Source organism: Bradyrhizobium sp. CB82 (genome assembly GCF_029714405.1).
In the GTDB taxonomy this organism is placed as follows: Bacteria; Pseudomonadota; Alphaproteobacteria; order Rhizobiales; family Xanthobacteraceae; genus Bradyrhizobium.
The window spans coordinates 9041253-9060150 of the sequence record NZ_CP121650.1 but is presented as its reverse complement, the minus strand read 5'-3'; the positions used below and the strand labels follow the sequence as shown (position 1 = coordinate 9060150).

Genomic DNA, 18898 nt, shown 5'->3' with positions numbered 1-18898 from the left:
CCTTTCACACCCGTTCCCACCGGCTTGGCGCGGCCATGAGCGTCAATCGCAACTGAGGCCTACCCTCGACCGGAAGATAGCAGTTGCCGACGCTCACCACCGGCTTCGCCTCTCCCATATGTCCTCGCCAATGCCACAGGGTACCCTCGGTTCGGTTTCGGCCGCCGAGACGACCCGGTACGCCGGCGTCAGGCCGGCGACCTCCATTGCAAGCTTGGTTCGGATTGCCTCCTTGAACTTCTCGCGCTCCTTGATTGCCAGCATGAACGAGCCCGGGCCTCCAATCACGCAATCCTCGTAGTATAAATCAAGGTTATCGATGTCCATCATCGAGACGGTTGGTCCTTTCACCATGATCGGCAGGCCGTTGATCGTGATACCCTTCTCCAGCGCCGCATTCCGCGCCTTGGTAACCGGGCTCCCCTCGTTGTTCGCACCATCACCGGAAATATCGATCACACGTCGCAGCCCGTAGTAACGATCCTGGTCGAACAGCGGAATCGCAAAGTGGATCGCGCCGGAAATCGACGTGCGGGAGCCCCGGCGAACCGGCGTTTGCATGATCTCGGCGGCCAGCGCATCTGCTGATTCCGGGCCGTCGACCAGCCTCCAGGGCACGATGATCTTCTGATCATCCGATGCCGACCACTCGAAATAGGTCACGGAGATCCTTTTCTTCGGCCCGGCCTTGACCGCCTGAAGGAACTCCTTGGAGACGACGGCCTGCGCGTAACCCTCGCGCTGGACGCGGAGTTCGTCCTCATCCATCGAATAGGAGACATCAACGGCGATGACGAGTTCGGCATCGACGGAGGGTAAGGTATCCTTGTCGACCAATTGATACCCGATATTGCCGACGGCAGTACTGGCGACGTTGGCTCCAGCGAGAGCGCCTGCGATCAGCGCCCTCAGGAGCCAGACATACTTGCGCATGGCGGGCCTCGTTTCGGGTTGTGCTTACATGCGCGCTCCAGACACCGCGCGCGAGAATCCAGTTGATTGCGCAGACGTAGACAACCATTCACTGTGTGACGAAACGGCGCACCGGGCCCCGTTGCCGCCGCCCCGGACAAACAAAAGTCCAAGGCGACTCCTGAAATCAAGCTTGCGTCAAAATGGTATTCTCAAATCTGATACTGGTAGCGGCATACATCCGCAGGGACAGCTTGACTATCGCGGAGAGAACCCGACTGTAGTCAGTTTCGGAGCCTTCTTCTGCGCGATCATGCTCTGGCGCGGAGTCAGCACGGCGATCTGATGGGGAGAAGCCGGCATACCAGCAGACTCCAGCCTCGGAGCGGGAGACTGCTCTTGAACCCCGGATGCGCCCATCACCGCAACCTGGTGCCACGTGATCGGAAAGCCAGTGAGCTCAAAGCTCGGAAGTTCTGCTGCCCTCGCAGAGAAGCCGACCACCATCGCCGGCCCAATCGCGACCATCAAGAACATCTTCTTCATGGCAATCTCCTTCCGTCGGCTATCGCGAAGAGTGAACCAGCTCACATCCCGCCACGACAAATTGAATTATGCTATTTTTCCTGCGCACCGTAACTCGTCACACTAGCAAACGAACGGCAGATCTTCTTGGTCAATTGCGAACGGCGGAACTGAAACCGGGTGCGCGAATTGTCAACACGCTCGGATTGTCGTTCGGCTGAACAGGTTGCCGGCGCTGGGTTCTGATCGAAGGAGCGCCTCACGTGGCTCTGGGAATCGACTCAATCAGCAAATGCCTCGGCGCTCTCCTGGAGCCGCGTCATACTCGGTGCCTGCAGGGATTTTTCCAGCATCTCTCGCCTCGACTCCGCTCTTGCTTCGCGAGGTGTTGAGGCCCGTTTGAGGTCGAAGCCCATGAGTGAAACAGGAAAGCGCCAGACGTCGGAATGCTTGCCTGAACTCGCAACATTTCGACTTTCGACTGACAAGTTTCCCGAGCAACGGCGCCTGTCCATGTGGCGCGAGGAATTCGGCGAAAAGATCATTCGCGTCGATATCGAGCCGTTGTCGGATGTTCCATTTCACGCCAGATCGACGTTGCGCGTCCTGCCGGGGCTGAATACGTTTTCTGCCACCTCATCGCCGCTTCAGTTTAGCCGCACATGCGATGCGGCCGACGCTGATGGATCCATTGCCATCATCATAAACATGACGAAGGACTGCGTCGTAGCTCAGCGCGGCCGGGAGGTGGCCCTGCGCGCGGGCGACGCCGTCGCGGTGCATCACAGAAGCAAAGGCAGCGTGAGCTTTGCGGAAGGAAGCTACTTCGCTCTGGCAATCCCTCGTGCCGAGCTTGCGTCGCGCCTGAGTGATATCGACGAGCCGACGATGCGGCTCATTCCGCGCGAGCAGACCACCTTGCGTCTCATTAAGAGCTATATGCGTCCGCTATGGGACGAACTTCGTTTGGCCACAGCCGACTTGCGTTGCCTGGTGGCGACGCATGTTCATGATCTTTCGGCAATGATGCTGAGCCGCGATCGCCTGTCGGGCGAGAGCAACGCCAGCGCGGTTGTGGCAACGCGGCTGGCTGCCGTATTGGACTACATCGCTGCCCATTTCGACGATCCGGAACTTAATCTGGAAACAGTTGCGCATAGCCAGGGCGTCTCTCCGCGCTATCTGCAGCGGCTGCTCGAATCCTCGGGATCGTCGTTTACCGCTCAGGTGAATGAGTTGCGCCTGCAACGAGCGTTCGCGCTTCTCACGGATCCGGTTGCGAGCCCGCGATTGATTTCCGACATCGCATTGGAGGCCGGATTTTCCGATATCTCCTATTTCAATCGATCGTTTCACGCGCGTTTTGGCGAGTCGCCGACCGGCATACGGGCCCAGGCCAGAAAATCGGGTTGACGTCGCCGGCGGACTGTAGCGCTGCGGCCGGTACGCTACGCGACGATGTCTGTGCCTGAAGCCACGCGCGCCTGCGTCCAGATTGCGATCGGCTGCTCGAGGCCGCGGACGATCTGCGGGGCCTGGGCTCTCAGCGGACGAAACGCCGCATCCGTCTCGCCGAGCTCGATCCTGGCGCGCCTGACGAGATCGTCGCTCGCCACCAGCGCGCAGCCGAGCGTGCGGGTCAAGGCTTCGAGCCGGCTTGCCGCGTTTACGGTCGAGCCGATCACTGCAAATTCGAGACAGGTCACCCCGATATCGCCGAGCACGACCGGGCCGTAGTGCAGGCCGAAGCTGACGCGGATCGGAGGCTCGCCGGCCGCTCCGCGTTGCTCGTTCCAGCGATCGGCGGCCGCCATCATCGCCTGGGCGCAGCGTAGCGCGTTGATGGCGTCGGCCTTGCCGACGAAGGGCGTGCCGAACGTCGCCATCAGGCCGTCGCCGAGATATTTGTCCAGCGTGCCGCTGTGACCGAATACCTCCTGCTCCATCAGCGCGTGGAATTCGCGCAAGGTGCGCACGACGTCTTCCGGCGTGCGCGCGTCGGCAAAGGCCGTGAAGCCGACGATGTCGACGAACAACACCGCGACGTTCTGCGTGCGCACCTGCTTCAGCGGCTCGTCATGCTTCGACAACTCCTCGACCACGTTCGGCGAAAAATAGCGCGCAAGATTGCCGCGCTCGCGCTCCACCGCGGCATGGCGGATCAGCAGATCATTGCTGCGGCGCACCGCGATCGCGAGCGTCACCGCGACGATCATGAACACGACGATCTCCTGGATACGTCCGCCGAGGCTGATCGAGCTCGGCGAGATCAGCCGAAACAGATTGTGGTCGCTGCCGACCGCGGCGGCGATGCGGGCCGTCAGCTCGGGAGCGCGATCCGGCTGCCACCACACCCAGGCGACGCCGATCATCCAGAGCGCCGCAGTCCACGTTCCCACCGCGATGACCGTGCGCCAGGAATAGGCCAGCGTCGCTCCGGACAGCATCACGAAGAAATAGATGAAGTTGCCGAAATGGAATTGCATCGCCACCGGCCAGTGCGCGGAGCTGAAGGGATTCGGCACGACGAGGATGAACGTCAGCAGCGCGAGGTCGCAGAACAGCAGCGCAAGCTCCGCCCGGGACACGCCGACCCGTCCAATCCTGACCTGGGCCCAGCCGATCAGCGCAAACAGGCCAAGCAGCACCACATAGTAGAATTGCTCCCATGCCGGATTGATGATCAGCAGCAGGCAGGCGATCACCGCGAGCGCGACATAACGCGTCTGCACGGCCAGTCGCAGGCCTTCCTGCTTGGCTGCCGCCAGCGCGGCCTGGGCGAACTCGACGGTTTCGGTATCGCGCCGGCGGCGCGGACGCGGCAATACGGCGGAGAGGTCAAGGCGCTCGACAAGCGTGGTCACGGGGCGGTCTCCTCGCGTGGGCCTTTGCAGCGCAGACGTCGGCAGCCGCAATGAATGATAAGTCTAGTTATACTTCCGTTGGAGGTCATCAGCCGTGTAGGGTAGATTAGCCTTACTGTGTCCCTAACCCTCATGGTGAGGAGCGCGAAGCGCGTCTCGAACCATGAGGCCCCCGCCTGTGGCCCCCATCCTTCGAGACGCTTGCTTCGCAAGCTCCTCAGGATGAGGAGTTAGAGCGTTTATGACGCAGCAAGGTTAGCGAAGCGCAACCCGCCAACTTCGCCCCGCAATCCTGGAAGCAGTGGTGGGTTACGCGTTCGGCTAACCCACCACACAAATCACGGCGATGGAGACGCCCTCACTTCACCGGCCGCTTCTCGAGCTTTCTCGCCAGTGTGCGGCGGTGCATGCCGAGCCGCCGTGCGGCTTCCGAGATGTTGAAATCCGTCTCGATCAGCGTCTGGTGGATACGCTCCCATTCCAGCGTCTTGATCGAGGTGGGGCGCGCGTCCAGGGCGACATCGGCGTTGCCTTCAGCTCTCTGGAACGCGGCTTCGATGTCGTCGGTGTTGGAGGGCTTTGCGAGATAGTGGCAGGCCCCGAGCTTGATCGCCTCCACCGCGGTGGCGATGCTGGCAAAGCCCGTGAGCACCACGATCAGCATGTCGGGATCATGGCTGTGCAGCAGCTCGACGCAGGCAAGTCCCGAGGCCCCCCCGAGCTTGAGATCGACGACGGCGCGGCCGAATGACTTGTCCTCGAGCTCCTTCCGGACCTCTTCGATCGAGGCCGCGACCACGACAGAATAGCCGCGGCGCTCGAATGAGCGCTTCAGCGTACGCGCAAAACCGGAATCGTCCTCGACGATGATCAGGGACTGCTCAGGCGTCAAAACCGCCTCCGATGGCAAGCGTGGAGAGCGGCAGCACGAGCCGCACCGTGGCGCCGCGCTTCCTGTGGTTCTCGGCCGTCACCGTGCCCCCGAGCTTGCGCACGACGTTCACCACCAGGAACAGGCCAAGCCCGCCGCCGGCGCGTCCCTTGCTCGACTGGTAGGGTTTTCCGAGCTGCGCCAGCATTTCGGGCACGAAGCCCGGGCCGCGGTCGCTGATCGACAGCACGAGCTTGTCGTCCTCGCGCTCCGCCAGGAGCTCGACCCACTCGCGCGAGACCTCGTAGGCGTTGTCGAGCACGTTGAAGATCACCTGCTTCAGCGCAATGTCGGAGACGATCGCGATGTCCTCGCCGAAGGTGTTGGTGAAGTAGAGCGTGCGCGCCGAGCGCGCGTTGCGCCATTCCTCCACCAGCGCGGTCAGGAACGCGGCCACCGTCGTCGGCGCCGATCCCTCTCCGCGGGCTTCGCCGGTGGAGACCAGGATCCCGGTCACGATCGACTTGCAGCGCTGCAGCGAGGTCTCCATTTCGGCGAGGTCCTCGGCGAGCTCCTCGCGGCCGGCGAGCTCCGGCATCCGGCGCCAGTCGTTGAGGATGACCGAGAGCGAGGCGAGCGGGGTGCCGAGTTCATGCGCCGCGCCCGAGGCGAGCAGGCCCATGCGGACGATGTGGTCCTGCTCGGCTGCATGCTGGCGCAGCGCCGCCAGATGCGCGTCACGATCGCGAAGGTTCCGGTTGATGCGGGTCACGAACACCACCAGCAGCACGGCGTTGAGCGCAAAGCCAACGAGCATGCCGACGACGGTCAGGCTGTAGGTGTCGCTCAGGGGGTTCTGCGGCAGGTCCAGCGGCCGGTAGGCGAGCGTCAGCCAGACGAAGGCGGCGCAGGTCAGTGCCACCAGCGACCAGGTCGAGCGGGCATCGAGCAGCACCGCGCCCAGCGTCACCTGCAACAGGAACAGCGAGGTGAAGGGATTGGTGGCGCCGCCGCTGAGGTAAAGCTGGGCCGTGAGCGCTGCGACGTCGAGCATCAGCGCGACCAGCAGCTCGTTGTTGGTGATCGCGGCGCGGTGGCGCACCCAGACCAGGCTCGAAATGTTGAGCAGCACCAGCGCCGAGATCACCGCACCCATCCGCGTGAGCGGCAGCTCGATGCCGAGCCCGAAATGCGCTGCGCCGATCGTGACGATCTGGCCGACGACCGCGGTCCAGCGCAGCTGGATCAGCAGCGCCATGTTCTTGCGGTTGGTCTCGTCGTCGGTCGGTGAGGGCAGGGACGTTGCGGTCAGGTCGGTGCGGCCGTCGGCCTGCGCGGGAAGCGCAGCCGCGTCATGTCCGAGAGAGAGCTCTTCCTTCTCAGGTCGGCTCGACGATCGTTCCAGCATCTGATCCCGTCCCGCGGGCGGCGGTCTCGCCGGCCCCTTCGTGGACAAAGCGCCTGCGACGAAACAGCCCGCCGCCGAATGTGACGAAAAGTCTACCAGCCAGCATAAAGGCCAGCGCAAACCATGTCAGCGCGTAAATCAGGTGGTTATTGGGAAAGCGGATCACGGTCAATCCGCCGATCGGATAGACGCTGGCGTTGGGCGCGGCGTCGGCATCGATGAAGAAGGGCGCGACCGCACCAAGGCGGCGCGCCGCGGCAATCGCCGCGACGTCGCGCGAGAACCAGCGGTGATGCACGGGATCGTTGTCGCGCAGGAAGCCGCCCCTCGGCTCCGTCATGCGCAGGAGACCGGTGATTTCGATCGCATGGGGCGCATTGGCTTCCGGCCGCGTCGCGGGATCGCGCTTGTCAGCCGGCACGAAGCCGCGATTGATCAGGACCAGCGCGCCGCTGTCGCGCTGAAGCGGCGTCAGCACCCAGAAGCCGGGGCCTTCCTCGGTCACGGCCTTGACCAGCGTCTCCTGGTCGTTCAGCAGGCGGCCGGTGACGCTGACGTGACGGTATTCGTCGCTCGCGGCCGTGACAGCGGGCCAGACCGTGGGAGAGGGCAGGGAGGTCGGAGCGGCATGGACGCGCTGCTCGACGCGGTCGATCAGCGCCAGCTTCCAGGCGCGCCGCTCGATCTGCCAGACGCCGAGACCGATCAGGATAGCAATGGCGATGAGAGAGAGCGTCGTGAGCCACGGGGACGGGCGCGCTGCCCTGGTGAGCCTGCGCGTATTCCATCCCTCGTGTCTCACGGCCGCACTCACTTCATTCCGCTCATCTGGTGGACCGGCATCATGTTGCCGTTGAGGTGATTCATCACCCACAGCGAGCCGGACAGCGCGATCACGACCATGACGATGGTGAAGATCATCGCCATCATGCTCCAGCCGTCCTCGGCCTTGGTGTTCATGTGCAGGAAGTAGATCATGTGCACGACGATCTGGACCACCGCGAAGGCCATGATCGCGAGCGCGGTGACGTGCTTGTTGGGAAGCGCGCCGCCCATGACCAGCCAGAACGGAATCGCGGTGAGCACGACCGAGAGCACGAAGCCCAGGAGATAGGTCGAGAGCGAGCCGTGTGCATGCGCCTCGTGATGATGATCGGCCGCGTGGGCGGCGTGAGCTTCGGTTTTCATCGCAGCATTCCCATCAGATAGACAAAGGTAAAGACGCCGATCCAAACCACGTCGAGGAAGTGCCAGAACATCGACAGGCACATCAGCCGGCGGCGGTTCGCCTCGATGAGGCCGAAGCGGGCGACCTGCGTCATCAGCGTCATCAGCCAGATCAGACCGCAGCTGACGTGCAGGCCGTGGGTGCCGACCAGCGTGAAGAACGACGACAGGAAAGCGCTGCGCTGTGGGGTAGCGCCCTCATGGATCATGTGGGCGAACTCGGAGAGCTCGATGCCGATGAAGGCGAGGCCGAACAGGCCGGTGATCGCGAGCCAGGCCTGCGTCGCGGCGACCCGGTTCTGCTGCATCGTCAGCATCGCAAAACCGTAGGTGATCGACGACAGCAGCAGCATCGAAGTGTTGACCGCGACCAGCGACAGGTCGAACAGATCTTTCGGCGCGGGACCGGCGGCGTAGTTGCCGCCGAGCACGCCGAAGGTCGCAAACAGGATCGCAAAGATGAGGCAGTCGCTCATCAGATAGATCCAGAAGCCGAGCGGCGTGCTCCAGCCTTCCGGGTGCGGATGTTCGTCGACGAGATAGAAGACCGGCTCGGCGGCCTGGTCGGGTTTGACTGCAATCGTCATGCTTGGGCTCCGGCGAGCAGCTTGGTCCGCGCTTCCTCGGTCCGGACGACGTGGTCGGCCGGGATGTCGTAGTCGCGGTGATAGTTGAAGGTGTGGCCGATCGCGACCGCGAGCAGCGCAACGAAGCTTAGCGCGGCGAGCCACCAGATGTACCAGATCAGGCCGAACGCCATCGCGGTCGAGAGACCGGCGAGGATGATGCCCGTGCCGGTGTTGCTGGGCATGTGGATCGGCTTGAAGCCGGCGAGCGGACGCTTGTAGCCGCGGCGCTTCATGTCCCACCACGCGTCGTTGTCGTGAACGACGGGGGTGAAGGCGAAGTTGTAGTCCGGCGGCGGCGAGGAGGTCGCCCATTCCAGCGTGCGCGCATCCCAGGGATCGCCGGTGACATCCTTGAGCGCTTCGCGCCGGAGGATGCTGACGGCGAACTGCATGAGCATGCAGAGGATGCCGAGGAAGACGAGGCCGGCACCGATCGCGGCGATGACGACCCAGATCTGGAGGGACGGATCGTCGAACACGCGCAGGCGGCGGGTCACGCCCATCAGCCCGAGCACATAGAGCGGCATGAAGGCGAGATAGAAGCCGGTGACCCAGAACCAGAACGACAGCTTGCCCCAGAACGGATCGAGCCTGAAGCCGAACGCCTTCGGGAACCAGTAGCCGATGCCGGCGAACACGCCGAACACCACGCCGCCGATGATGACGTTGTGGAAGTGCGCGATCAGGAACAGGCTGTTGTGCAGCACGAAGTCGGCCGGGGGAACAGCGAGCAGCACGCCTGTCATGCCGCCGATCACGAAGGTCAGCATGAACGCGACCGTCCACATCATCGGCAATTCGAAGCGGATGCGGCCGCGATACATCGTGAACAGCCAGTTGAACATCTTCGCGCCCGTCGGGATCGAGATGATCATCGTGGTGATGCCGAAGAAGGAGTTGACGCTGGCGCCCGATCCCATCGTGAAGAAGTGGTGCAGCCAGACCAGGTACGACAGGATGGTGATGACCACGGTGGCGTAGACCATCGAGGTGTAGCCGAACAGCCGCTTGCCCGAGAAGGTCGAGGTCACCTCGGAGAAGATGCCGAACGCGGGCAGGACCAGGATGTAGACTTCGGGATGGCCCCAGATCCAGATCAGGTTCACATACATCATCGGGCTGCCGCCGAAGTCGCTGGTGAAGAAGTTGGTGCCGATATAGCGGTCGAGCGAGAGCAGCGCGAGCACGACGGTCAGCACCGGGAAGGAGGCGACGATCAGCACGTTGGTGCAGAGCGAGGTCCAGGTGAAGACGGGCATCTTCATCATGCTCATGCCCGGCGCGCGCAGCTTGACGATGGTGCAGATCAGGTTGATGCCGGATAAGGTCGTGCCGACGCCTGCGACTTGCAGTGCCCATATGTAATAGTCGACGCCGACGTCGGGACTGTAGCCGATGTTCGACAGCGGCGGGTAAGCGAGCCAGCCCGTGCGGGCGAATTCGCCGATGAACAGCGACATCATCACCAGCACCGCGCCGCCGACCGTCATCCAGAAGCTGAAATTGTTCAGGAACGGGAACGACACGTCGCGCGCGCCGATCTGGAGCGGCACGACGTAGTTCATCAGGCCTGTGACGAACGGCATCGCCACGAAGAAGATCATGATCACGCCGTGGGCGGTGAAGACCTGGTCGTAGTGATGGGCGTTGAGATAGCCGTCCGAGCCGCCGAAGGCGATCGCCTGCTGGAGGCGCATCATAAGGGCGTCGGCAAAGCCGCGCAGCAGCATGACGATGCCGAGGATCATGTACATGATGCCGATGCGCTTGTGGTCGACGGTGGTGAACCACTCGCGCCACAGATAGCCCCACAGGCGGAAATAGGTCAGGCCGGCGAGCAGCGTGAGGCCGCCGAGCGCAACCACCCCAAAGGTGCCGACGACGATCGGCTCGTGCAGCGGCAGCGATTCGAGACTGAGCCGTCCGAAGACGAGCTTGATGAGATCAGGATTGGTAGACATGCGTGCTCTCTCAGGAGTCTGATTTCGGACGCTGGCCGAGGAAGAAGGACGTCGACTTGAGCGGCGTGAAGGTCGGCCGCTTCAACCCGGCGCCGAGCAGCGGCGAGGTGTCGGTGGGGGCCTTGGTCGCGGCGGTGGTCTGTCCCTGCGGAGCATCCGGCGTGCAGGTGCCGGCCACGAAGATCGGCTCGGGTCCGAGCGCGGTGCCGCGGCGGGCGTATTTGTCATAGGTGAGCGGCAGGGTGTTGTTCAGCCCTTCATGGCCGGCGCCACCCTTGGCGTCGATCGCCATCATCTCGCTCATGCACATCTTGCCGGGCTCGACGCACATGTTGAGGATGAGGCGGTAGAGATCGGCATCGATGCTGGCGAAGCGGCGCACCGGCTCGTTCTGGGTCGGCTTCTCGAGCTGGAGATATTCGCTGCGGCCGAGCGTGCCGCCGGCGGCTTTTGCCTTCGCGATCCACTCGCCAAAGCCCTTGTCGTCGAGGCCGTGGAAGGCAAAGTGCATGCCGGAGAAGCCGGCGCCGGAGTAGTTCGCCGAAAAGCCCTTATAAGTGCCGGCGTGGTTGACCACGGCGTGGAGCTTGGTTTCCATGCCCGGCATCGCATAGATCTGGCCGGCGAGCGCGGGGATGTAGAACGAGTTCATCACCGTCGAGGCGGTGATACGGAAGTCGATCGGGCGATCGACGGGAGCCGCGAGCTCGTTGACGGTGGCGATGCCGTAGTCGCGATAGATGAAGAGCCACTTCCAGTCGAGCGCGACGACATCGACCTCGAGCGGCACGGTCGCCTCATCGACCCGCTGATTGGCGGCGATGCGGTCGAGCGAACGATAGGGGTCGAGCAGATGCGTGCCCATCCAGGTCAGCGCGCCCAGGCAGATGATGATCAGCAGCGGCGCCGACCAGATCACCAGTTCGAGCTTGGTCGAGTGGTCCCATTCGGGCTCGTAGCGCGCGGCTTTGTTGGCCTCGCGGTAGCGCCAGGCGAACAGCACCGTCAGCGCCATCACGGGCACGACGATCAGCAGCATGAGCACGGTGGAGATGATGACGAGGTCGCGCTGTTGCGCTGCGATATCACCGGCCGGCGCAAGCACGATGAAGTCGCAGCCGCCGAGAGCGGCAGCTAAAGGTAGTAGCGCCAGGAGCCGTAAACGGGACACGGGTAGGCCTTTTGGTTGGAAATTTCGTAGTCCAGCCAATGCGTAGCTGCGGCGCACCAATTGGGACATTGGACAATTTGTCCAATGTTGCAGTGCGGAATGGTGGGCCAGAGAGGGCGGAATGCCCGGCGACCGCCGGGTGGTCGGCTTTGGTTTTCAGGACGTTAAGAGCACACGATGGCGATGGCACAGACCCCCGCAATGGCAGGCGCAAATCCGGGCGAGCATGGTCACGACCAGGCCAATCCCGGCGAGATCGCCATCGGCGTCATCATCGGGCGCACGTCGGAGTTCTTCGACTTCTTCGTCTATGCGATCGCCTCGGTGATCGTGTTTCCGCGCCTGGTCTTTCCGTTCGCTACCGAACTGACCGGCACGCTCTATTCCTTCGCCATCTTCGCGCTCGCTTTCATGGCGCGGCCGCTCGGCACCGTCATCTTCATGACGATCGACCGCGAATACGGCAAGACCGCCAAGCTGGTCGCCGCGCTGTTCCTCCTGGGCACCGCGACCGTGGCGATCGCGTTCCTGCCCGGCTACAGCGAGATCGGCGCGGCCGCGATCTGGCTCCTGGCGCTGGCGAGAGCAGCGCAAGGTCTCGCCTGGGGTGGCGCGTGGGACGGGCTTGCCTCGCTACTCGCGCTCAACGCGCCGCAGAACAAGCGCGGCTGGTACGCGATGGTGCCGCAACTCGGCGCTCCGCTCGGGCTGATCGTGGCCAGCGCGCTGTTTGCGTATTTCGCCGGCAATCTCTCGGCCGACGATTTCTTCGATTGGGGCTGGCGCTATCCGTTCTTCGTCGCCTTCGCCATCAACGTCGTGGCGCTGTTCGCCCGCCTGCGCATGGTCGCGACGGAGGAATATGCCTCGCTGTTCGAGACCCGCGACCTGCAGCCCTCGCGTATCTCCGACACCGTCGCGCGCGAAGGCCACAACATCATGCTCGGGGCCTTCGCGCCGCTGGCGAGCTTCGCGCTGTTCCACATGGTCACGGTGTTTCCGCTGTCCTGGGTGTTTTTGTTCACGCGTGAAAGCCCGGTGCGCTTCCTGATGATCGAGATCGTCGGCGCCGCCTTCGGTGTCGCGGCGATCGTGGCCTCCGGCCTCATCGCCGACCGCGTCGGCCGCAAGTCGCTGCTGATGGGCTCGGCGATCGCGATCGCGGTCTATAGCGGCTTTGCCCCGCAGCTGCTCGATGCCGGTGCATTCGGCGAGACCATCTACATGGTGCTCGGCTTCATCCTGCTCGGTCTGTCCTTCGGCCAGTCCTCCGGCGCGATCGCGTCCAACTTCAAGCAGATGTATCGCTACACGGCCTCCGCGCTGACCTCCGACATGGCCTGGCTGTTCGGCGCCGGCTTTGCCCCGCTCGCCGCGCTCCTGCTCGCGACGAATCTGGGCGTCATCGCCTCGGGCGCCTATCTGCTCTCCGGCGCATTGTGGACGCTGATGGCGCTCTGGCTGAGCGGCCAGCGCGAACGCGGCGAGATGGATGCGGGTGGTTAGGGCTCAAGCTTCGTAGGGTAGGCAAAGGCGCATTTGCGCCGTGCCCACCGTCCTTCCACGACTGCGAGAAGAGGTGGGCACGCTTCGCTTCGTCCACCCTTACAAAAACTCAATCCACCACGATCTTCACGCGGTCGCGCACTTTGACCTGCGCATGGGCGTCGAGGCCGTTGAGTACGCGGAAGCGCTCGGTCGGGTGATCGACGCCGGCCATGCGGTGGGCGAGCGATTCCACGGTGTCGCCGGGCTGCACGGTGATCACCTTGATGCGCAAGGGACGTGCGGCCTGGATCTCCTCGAGCGTCAGGCGGCGGAATGAGTTCACCGTCTCGCGGGCGTTGCGCTCGCTCTCGGTGGTCTTCTGCCGGGCCGCGAAGATGAAGCGGTAGACGTCGCTGCCGAAGCGCAGCGCGTAGACCTTGAACTGCCACTGGTCGCCCTTGGCGGTCACGGAGGCCGCCGGGAAGCCGTTGATGGTGATGTCCTCGGTCGAAGTCTTGTCGACGCCTTCCATCCAGCCGGAATTGAGATAGTCGCCGAGCGTCTGCTCGGCCGGCACCCGCACGACGTCGAAGCGCATCGCCTGCGTGCCGCCCTCGCGCACGCCGATCACCGCCTGCGCGGTGTTGTCGAGCGTGAAGTTGTCGGGCGCCTGGAAGGTGAAGCCAAGCTTGGGGTGCAGGAAGCGGCGGCCGCGGACGAAGCCTTCGCTCGGGTCCTCGCCGTAGACGATGTTGTCGATCGCGCCGAGATAGGTCTCGCGGTCGCGCTCGGCGCCCTCAGGCGCTGCATATTGCCGCGCGATCGTCTGCGCGTTCTGCACGCGCTCGGGCGTTGCCGGATGGGAGGATGTGAAATCCTGCGCGCGCGGATCGAGCGCGCTCTTGCCGGCCTTCAGCTCGGCATTGCGCTCCATCGCCGAGAGGAAACGAGCCGCGCCATAGGGATCGAAATGCGCGCGCGCGGAGATGCCGACGCCGATGCCGTCGGCCTCGAACTCCTGGTTGCGCGAAAAGCTCGCCATGGTGAGCTTGGTCTTGGCGAGCGCGAGCGCGGTGAGCTCGGGGTCGTTGCTCATGTCGGTGACGACGCGGGTGACGATCGCGGCCTGGCGCGCCTGGTCCTCGCGCATCGCGGCGTGCTTGGACAACACGTGCGCCATTTCGTGGCTGAGCACGGACGACAATTCGGACGTATCGCTCGCGAGCGCGAGCAGGCCGCGCGTGACATAGAGCTGGCCGTTCGGCAGCGCGAAGGCGTTCACCGCGCCGGAATTCAGGATCGTGACCTTGTAGCCCTGGTCGGGTCGATCGGAGGCCGCGACCAACCGCTCGACTGTCTTGGTGACGAGTTGCTCGAGCCGTGGATCGTCATAGACGCCGCCATAGCTGGCAAGGATGCGCTCGTGCTCCTTCTCCGTGGCCGGCGTCTGCGCGACTGCGGGCTTCGTCGGCTTGGGCAGGGTGACGGCCGGCGCGGTCGCGGTCTGGAACCGGCCCATGTCGCCGCAGCCCGAGAGCAGCGCGCCCAGGCCACAGGATAGGCCGAGCCAAAGCGCGGCCTGCGCAGCCCGAAGGCGGCGGCTCACCTCTGTTCCGCGTCCCAAAACCCCATCCACGTCGCTTAACCCGTGCTGGCCTTTAAGGCCTTACCCCGGCTAGTCCGCGCCCAGCAACTCGACCTGTTCCACCCGGAGCGCGTCAATCCGCGGGCCCACATTCCCCTCGACCCAGCCCCGGACCCGAATCTTCCGATTCTCCAGGGACTTGAGAACGATCCCGGCGCTCTCGAAGGCCGGAACCATGCGCCGTGAAATAGTCACAGCAAAGCCGCGTGTCCAGTTCCGGCCAAAGTTGAGGTAAGTCGTTGCCCCAGCTTGCCGGACGGAGAGGACTTTGCCCTCGACCACAACGAAGCGCCCGATCCCGGCCAAAATATCGTCCGGACTTTCCGCGTTTTTTATGGCCAACGGGTCAGCCCAGCTGCCCTTTTTTCCGCGCCGCGCCTCGGCCTCCGCCGACATCAGGGCGGCCGCGCAGTCCTTGTCCGCGATCTCGGCCGAGACGATTGCATCACCTTGGGACAACAATAGGGCCTGCACGGAGCCATCGCTCTCGCCGACGAAGACCAGCGCGCCCTGGCGACCATAGCGGTCCGGCGTGTCATCGGTACCCCGCAGGCGCACGTCGCGGCCGGCAAGCATCGCGGCCAGCGCCTGCTTCGTCGTCGCAGTCGGCTCGATGCCGGAGAGGCGCACCTCGCGCCCATCGTCGAGGCGCAAGCTGCGCGCATCGACGATGGCGGCGACGTGGCCTTCGCCCTGGGATTCGAATTGGCAGGCGGCCCCAAACGCGGAGGCATATGACGCGACGAGAAGCGCGGCGGCAAGGAAGGTGAGTGGTCGGTTCACATCGTCCGGGGAGGTTGTGGTGCGTTCCATACTTACCTCAAACGTGGCGCGTTACGAAGAGGCCACTGATTGATCAGCGCTGGAACTATGTGTTGGCTCGTCCGTCCCGCATATCCGTCATTGCGAGGAGCGAAGCGACGAAGCAATCCAGAATCCGTCCGCGGAAAGACTCTGGATTGCTTCGCGGAGCCTGTCATCGGGCCGCGCTTCGCGCGGACCCGGTGGCTCGCAATGACGGCGTGGAGGCAGGCGGGGCCCAAGCGCCATTCCGCTTTGCGGAAAACAAGCGCGCGATAATGCACGACAGCCGCGCGCTTGCTGCCCTCTTTCGCATGCGGCATGATCGCGGCAATACCAAACCAAGAGCAATAACCAAGCCGCCACCAGAGTACGGCACGATAAGGGAGGTTCTCGATGAGGAGGATTTTGTCCGGCATTTTTGCCGCGGCGTTGGTCGCGAGCGCAGCGCAGGCCCAGGACAAAGCCCAAGACAAGTCGCCACTCAAGCTCGGCGGCATTCTCGACATGTCGAGCCTCTACGCCGACATCACCGGTCCCGGCAGCGAGATGGCGGCCAAAATGGCGGCGGAGGATTTCGGCGGCGAGGTGCTGGGCCGCAAGATCGAGATCCTCGCAGCCGATCATCTCAACAAGGCGGACCTTGCCGCCAACATCGCACGCGACATGATCGACAATCAGGGCGTCGAGATGATCTACGACGTCGCGGCGTCTGCGACCGCGCTCGCCGCCGGCGAGATCGCGAAGGCGCGCAACAAGATCGTCATCTTCAACGGCCCGGGTTCGATCCGCCTCTCTAACGAGGCCTGCGGCCCTTATACCGTGCACTACGTCTTCGACACCTTTGCGCAGGCCAACACGACCGGACTTGCCGCCGTGAGGTCCGGGCTCGACACCTGGTTCTTCCTGACCGCCGATTACGCCTTCGGTCAGGATCTGGAGAAGGACACCAGCAACGTGGTGGTGAAGACCGGCGGAAAGGTGCTGGGCAACGTCCGCCATCCGCTCAACACCTCGGATTTCTCGTCCTTCCTGCTCCAGGCGCAGGCCTCCAAAGCCAAGGTTATTGGCCTTGCCAACGCCGGCGGCGACACCGTCAACGCCATCAAGCAGTCGGCCGAGTTCGGCATCATGAAGGGCGGCCAGAAGATTTCGCCGCTGCTCGCCTTCGTCACCGACATCGATTCGATCGGGCTCGAGACCGCGCAGGGGTTGCTGCTGGCGGAAGCCTTTTATTGGGACCTGAATGATGAGACGCGCGCCTTCTCAAAACGCTTTCAGGAGCGCGTGAAGCGGCCGCCGACCTCGGCGCAGGCCGGTGTGTATTCCTCGGTCACGCACTACCTGAAAGCCGTGAAGGCGGTCGGCACCACCGATGCCGCCGCGGTCATGAAGGTGATGAAGGAGACGCCGATCAACGACTTCTTTGCCAACGGCGGCAAGATCCGCGACGATGGCCGCATGGTGCACGACATGTATCTGTTCGAGGTCAAGAAGCCGTCGGAGTCCAAGGGCCGCTGGGACGACTACAAGCTGCTCGCCACCGTGCCGGGCAACGAGGCGTTCCAGTCGCTCGAGCAGTCGCGCTGCCCGCTGGTGAAGAAATAGAACTTTACCGCCGTCATTGCGAGGACCGAAGCGACGAAGCAATCCAGGATATTTCCGCGGGTGCATTTCTGGATTGCTTCGCTGCGCTCGCAATGACGGTGTGGTGATGGCCCGGTCAAACAACAACAAGGACAACATCCCATGAGCAACGACATGGTCCTGCAAAAGCTCGAAGGCGGGCTGCTCACCATCACCATGAATCGTCCCGAGCGCAAGAATGCGCTCAACCCCGACATGGTGCGCGGGCTGATCGAGGCGGCGCGGCGCGCGGCCGATGATCCCGAGGTGCGCGCGGTGCTGTTCAAGGGTGCCGGTGGCAGCTTCTGCGTCGGCGGCGACGTCAAGTCGATGGCCGAGGGCCGCGCGCCGCTGCCGTTCGAGATTAAGCTCGCGAACCTGCGCCGCGGCATGGAGGTGTCGCGCATCCTGCACCAGATGCCCAAGCCTGTGGTGGCGCAGCTCGACGGTGCGGCGGCTGGCGCGGGTCTCTCGATGGCGCTGTCCTGCGATCTGCGGATCGCCAGCGAATCCTGCAAGATCACGACGGCGTTTGCCAAGGTCGGCTTCTCCGGCGATTATGGCGGCACCTATTTCCTGACCCAACTGATCGGCTCCGCGCGGGCGCGAGAGCTTTATCTGATGTCGCCGGTACTGAGCGCGAAGGAGGCGCAGGCGATCGGAATGGTGACGAAAGTGGTGCCCGATGCCGAGATCGATGCCGCCGCGCACGAGCTCGCATTGTCGCTGGCGCAGGGCCCGTCGATCGCGCTCGGCTACATCAAACGCAACATCAACAATGCCGAGCACCTGCCGCTCGAGGATTGCTTCGACGGCGAAGCCATTCATCACACCCGCTGCGGTGACACCGAGGACCACAAGGAAGCCGCAAAGGCTTTTGTCGAGAAGCGGAAACCCGCCTTCTAGGGCGCCTGACCATGGCCGGCTATATGCGCTTGCGCCAGATCTGCCTGGTCGCGCCGCAGCTCGAACCCGTGATCTCCGATATCGCAGGGATCATGGGCCTTGCCGTCTGTTATCGCGACGTCAATGTCGCGAAGTATGGCCTTGAGAACGCATTGCTGCCTGTCGACACGATCCTGCTTGAGGTGGTGGCGCCGTCTAGGGACGGCACCGCAGCCGGCCGCTTCATTGCCAAGACCGGCGGCCGCGGCGGCTATATGGCGATCTTCTGCTGCGACGATCCGGACGAGCGCGGCCGCAGTGCGAATGCCATGGGCGTGCGTACCGCGAACGTGATTGATCATCCGCCCTATCACGGCGTGCAGCTCCACCCGCGCGACTGCCGCGCCGCCTTCATCGAGTTCAATCACACCAAAGGCAGCGACGATATTTTGGGCCCCTATCCGCCGGCGGGGCCGGACTGGCAAAAGTTCATCCGCAAGAACGTGACGCAGGCGCTGACGGCGGTCGAGATGCAGAGCCCGGATCCGCAAGGCTTGGCCGGGCATTGGGGCAAGCTGATCGGCGCCGCGCCGGGCAAGGCGGAGAGCGGCGAGACCGAGCTGAGGCTGCCCAATGCCAGCGTCCGCTTCGTGAAGGGCGGAGGTGAGATCATGAGCGCGCTGGAGTTCCGTGTCGCGGATGTGGCCGGTGTTCTTCACGCCGCGCGGGAGAGGGGGCTCGCAGTGGCGGGGAATGAGTTTCTGCTGGGTGGGGTAACTTTCCGCGTGAGTTGATTGCTTGATGGTTGTCCGTCACCGTGAGGAGGCTGCGGCCGCGCGGCCGTCTCGAAGGGCGACGGCCACCAGCCGGGCCGTTCATCCTTCG

At 63.9% G+C, this 18898-nt stretch carries 17 protein-coding genes; 5 read left to right on the top strand and 12 right to left on the bottom strand.

Annotated features, from left to right (window positions below; genetic code table 11):
* Positions 1-93 precede the first annotated feature (93 nt).
* A complete protein-coding gene (locus QA640_RS42865; protein ID WP_283038620.1) occupies positions 94-933 on the bottom strand; it encodes a DUF1194 domain-containing protein in 840 nt (279 codons plus the stop codon).
* Between the two features lie 237 nt (positions 934-1170).
* Positions 1171-1458 carry a hypothetical protein gene (locus QA640_RS42860; protein ID WP_283038619.1) on the bottom strand — a complete coding sequence of 96 codons (288 nt, stop codon included), beginning with the start codon at positions 1456-1458 and terminating at the stop codon, positions 1171-1173.
* A 393-nt stretch (positions 1459-1851) separates the two neighbouring features.
* On the opposite strand from QA640_RS42860, the gene QA640_RS42855 reads away from it, so the two are divergent.
* Entirely contained in the window at positions 1852-2850 is a 999-nt protein-coding gene (locus QA640_RS42855; protein ID WP_283038618.1) for an AraC family transcriptional regulator, read from the top strand.
* Between the two features lie 35 nt (positions 2851-2885).
* On the opposite strand, the gene QA640_RS42850 is transcribed toward QA640_RS42855, so the two are convergent.
* From QA640_RS42850 to cyoA, 8 genes are all read right to left on the bottom strand, one after another.
* Positions 2886-4301: an adenylate/guanylate cyclase domain-containing protein gene (locus QA640_RS42850; protein WP_283038617.1), complete on the bottom strand. Its 1416-nt coding sequence runs from the start codon at positions 4299-4301 to the stop codon at positions 2886-2888.
* Between the two features lie 358 nt (positions 4302-4659).
* Complete coding sequence (locus tag QA640_RS42845; protein ID WP_283038616.1) at positions 4660-5193, bottom strand: response regulator transcription factor; 534 nt, start codon at positions 5191-5193, stop codon at positions 4660-4662.
* Positions 5183-6580, bottom strand: coding sequence for an ATP-binding protein (locus tag QA640_RS42840; protein ID WP_283038615.1), 1398 nt, complete (start codon positions 6578-6580; stop codon positions 5183-5185). The genes QA640_RS42845 and QA640_RS42840 overlap by 11 nt, the downstream gene beginning before the upstream one ends.
* Positions 6552-7382, bottom strand: a complete 831-nt coding sequence (locus QA640_RS42835; RefSeq protein WP_283038614.1) for an SURF1 family protein — start codon at positions 7380-7382, stop codon at positions 6552-6554. The genes QA640_RS42840 and QA640_RS42835 overlap by 29 nt, the downstream gene beginning before the upstream one ends.
* Positions 7383-7390: 8 nt before the next feature.
* A complete protein-coding gene (cyoD, locus tag QA640_RS42830) occupies positions 7391-7768 on the bottom strand; it encodes a cytochrome o ubiquinol oxidase subunit IV (RefSeq protein ID WP_283038613.1) in 378 nt (125 codons plus the stop codon).
* On the bottom strand, positions 7765-8394 hold the full coding sequence (gene cyoC / locus QA640_RS42825; protein ID WP_283038612.1) for a cytochrome o ubiquinol oxidase subunit III: 630 nt from the start codon (positions 8392-8394) through the stop codon (positions 7765-7767). The genes cyoD and cyoC overlap by 4 nt, the downstream gene beginning before the upstream one ends.
* Positions 8391-10397, bottom strand: coding sequence for a cytochrome o ubiquinol oxidase subunit I (gene cyoB, locus QA640_RS42820; protein WP_283038611.1), 2007 nt, complete (start codon positions 10395-10397; stop codon positions 8391-8393). The genes cyoC and cyoB overlap by 4 nt, the downstream gene beginning before the upstream one ends.
* Positions 10398-10407: 10 nt before the next feature.
* Complete coding sequence (gene cyoA / locus QA640_RS42815) at positions 10408-11568, bottom strand: ubiquinol oxidase subunit II (RefSeq protein WP_283038610.1); 1161 nt, start codon at positions 11566-11568, stop codon at positions 10408-10410.
* Positions 11569-11745: 177 nt separating this feature from the next.
* Between cyoA and QA640_RS42810 the strand changes: the two genes are divergently transcribed.
* Positions 11746-13074, top strand: a complete 1329-nt coding sequence (locus QA640_RS42810; protein WP_283038609.1) for an MFS transporter — start codon at positions 11746-11748, stop codon at positions 13072-13074.
* Positions 13075-13183: 109 nt separating this feature from the next.
* Here the strand turns inward: QA640_RS42810 and QA640_RS42805 are convergent, their stop codons facing one another.
* A complete protein-coding gene (locus QA640_RS42805) occupies positions 13184-14575 on the bottom strand; it encodes a M48 family metalloprotease (protein WP_283043057.1) in 1392 nt (463 codons plus the stop codon).
* 156 nt (positions 14576-14731) lie between these two features.
* Positions 14732-15514, bottom strand: a complete 783-nt coding sequence (locus QA640_RS42800; protein ID WP_283038608.1) for a thermonuclease family protein — start codon at positions 15512-15514, stop codon at positions 14732-14734.
* A 384-nt stretch (positions 15515-15898) separates the two neighbouring features.
* On the opposite strand from QA640_RS42800, the gene QA640_RS42795 reads away from it, so the two are divergent.
* From QA640_RS42795 to QA640_RS42785, 3 genes are all read left to right on the top strand, one after another.
* Positions 15899-17110, top strand: a complete 1212-nt coding sequence (locus tag QA640_RS42795) for an ABC transporter substrate-binding protein (protein WP_283038607.1) — start codon at positions 15899-15901, stop codon at positions 17108-17110.
* A 141-nt stretch (positions 17111-17251) separates the two neighbouring features.
* Complete coding sequence (locus QA640_RS42790; protein ID WP_283038606.1) at positions 17252-18034, top strand: enoyl-CoA hydratase; 783 nt, start codon at positions 17252-17254, stop codon at positions 18032-18034.
* Between the two features lie 11 nt (positions 18035-18045).
* Entirely contained in the window at positions 18046-18807 is a 762-nt protein-coding gene (locus QA640_RS42785; RefSeq protein ID WP_283038605.1) for a hypothetical protein, read from the top strand.
* Positions 18808-18898: the final 91 nt, after the last annotated feature.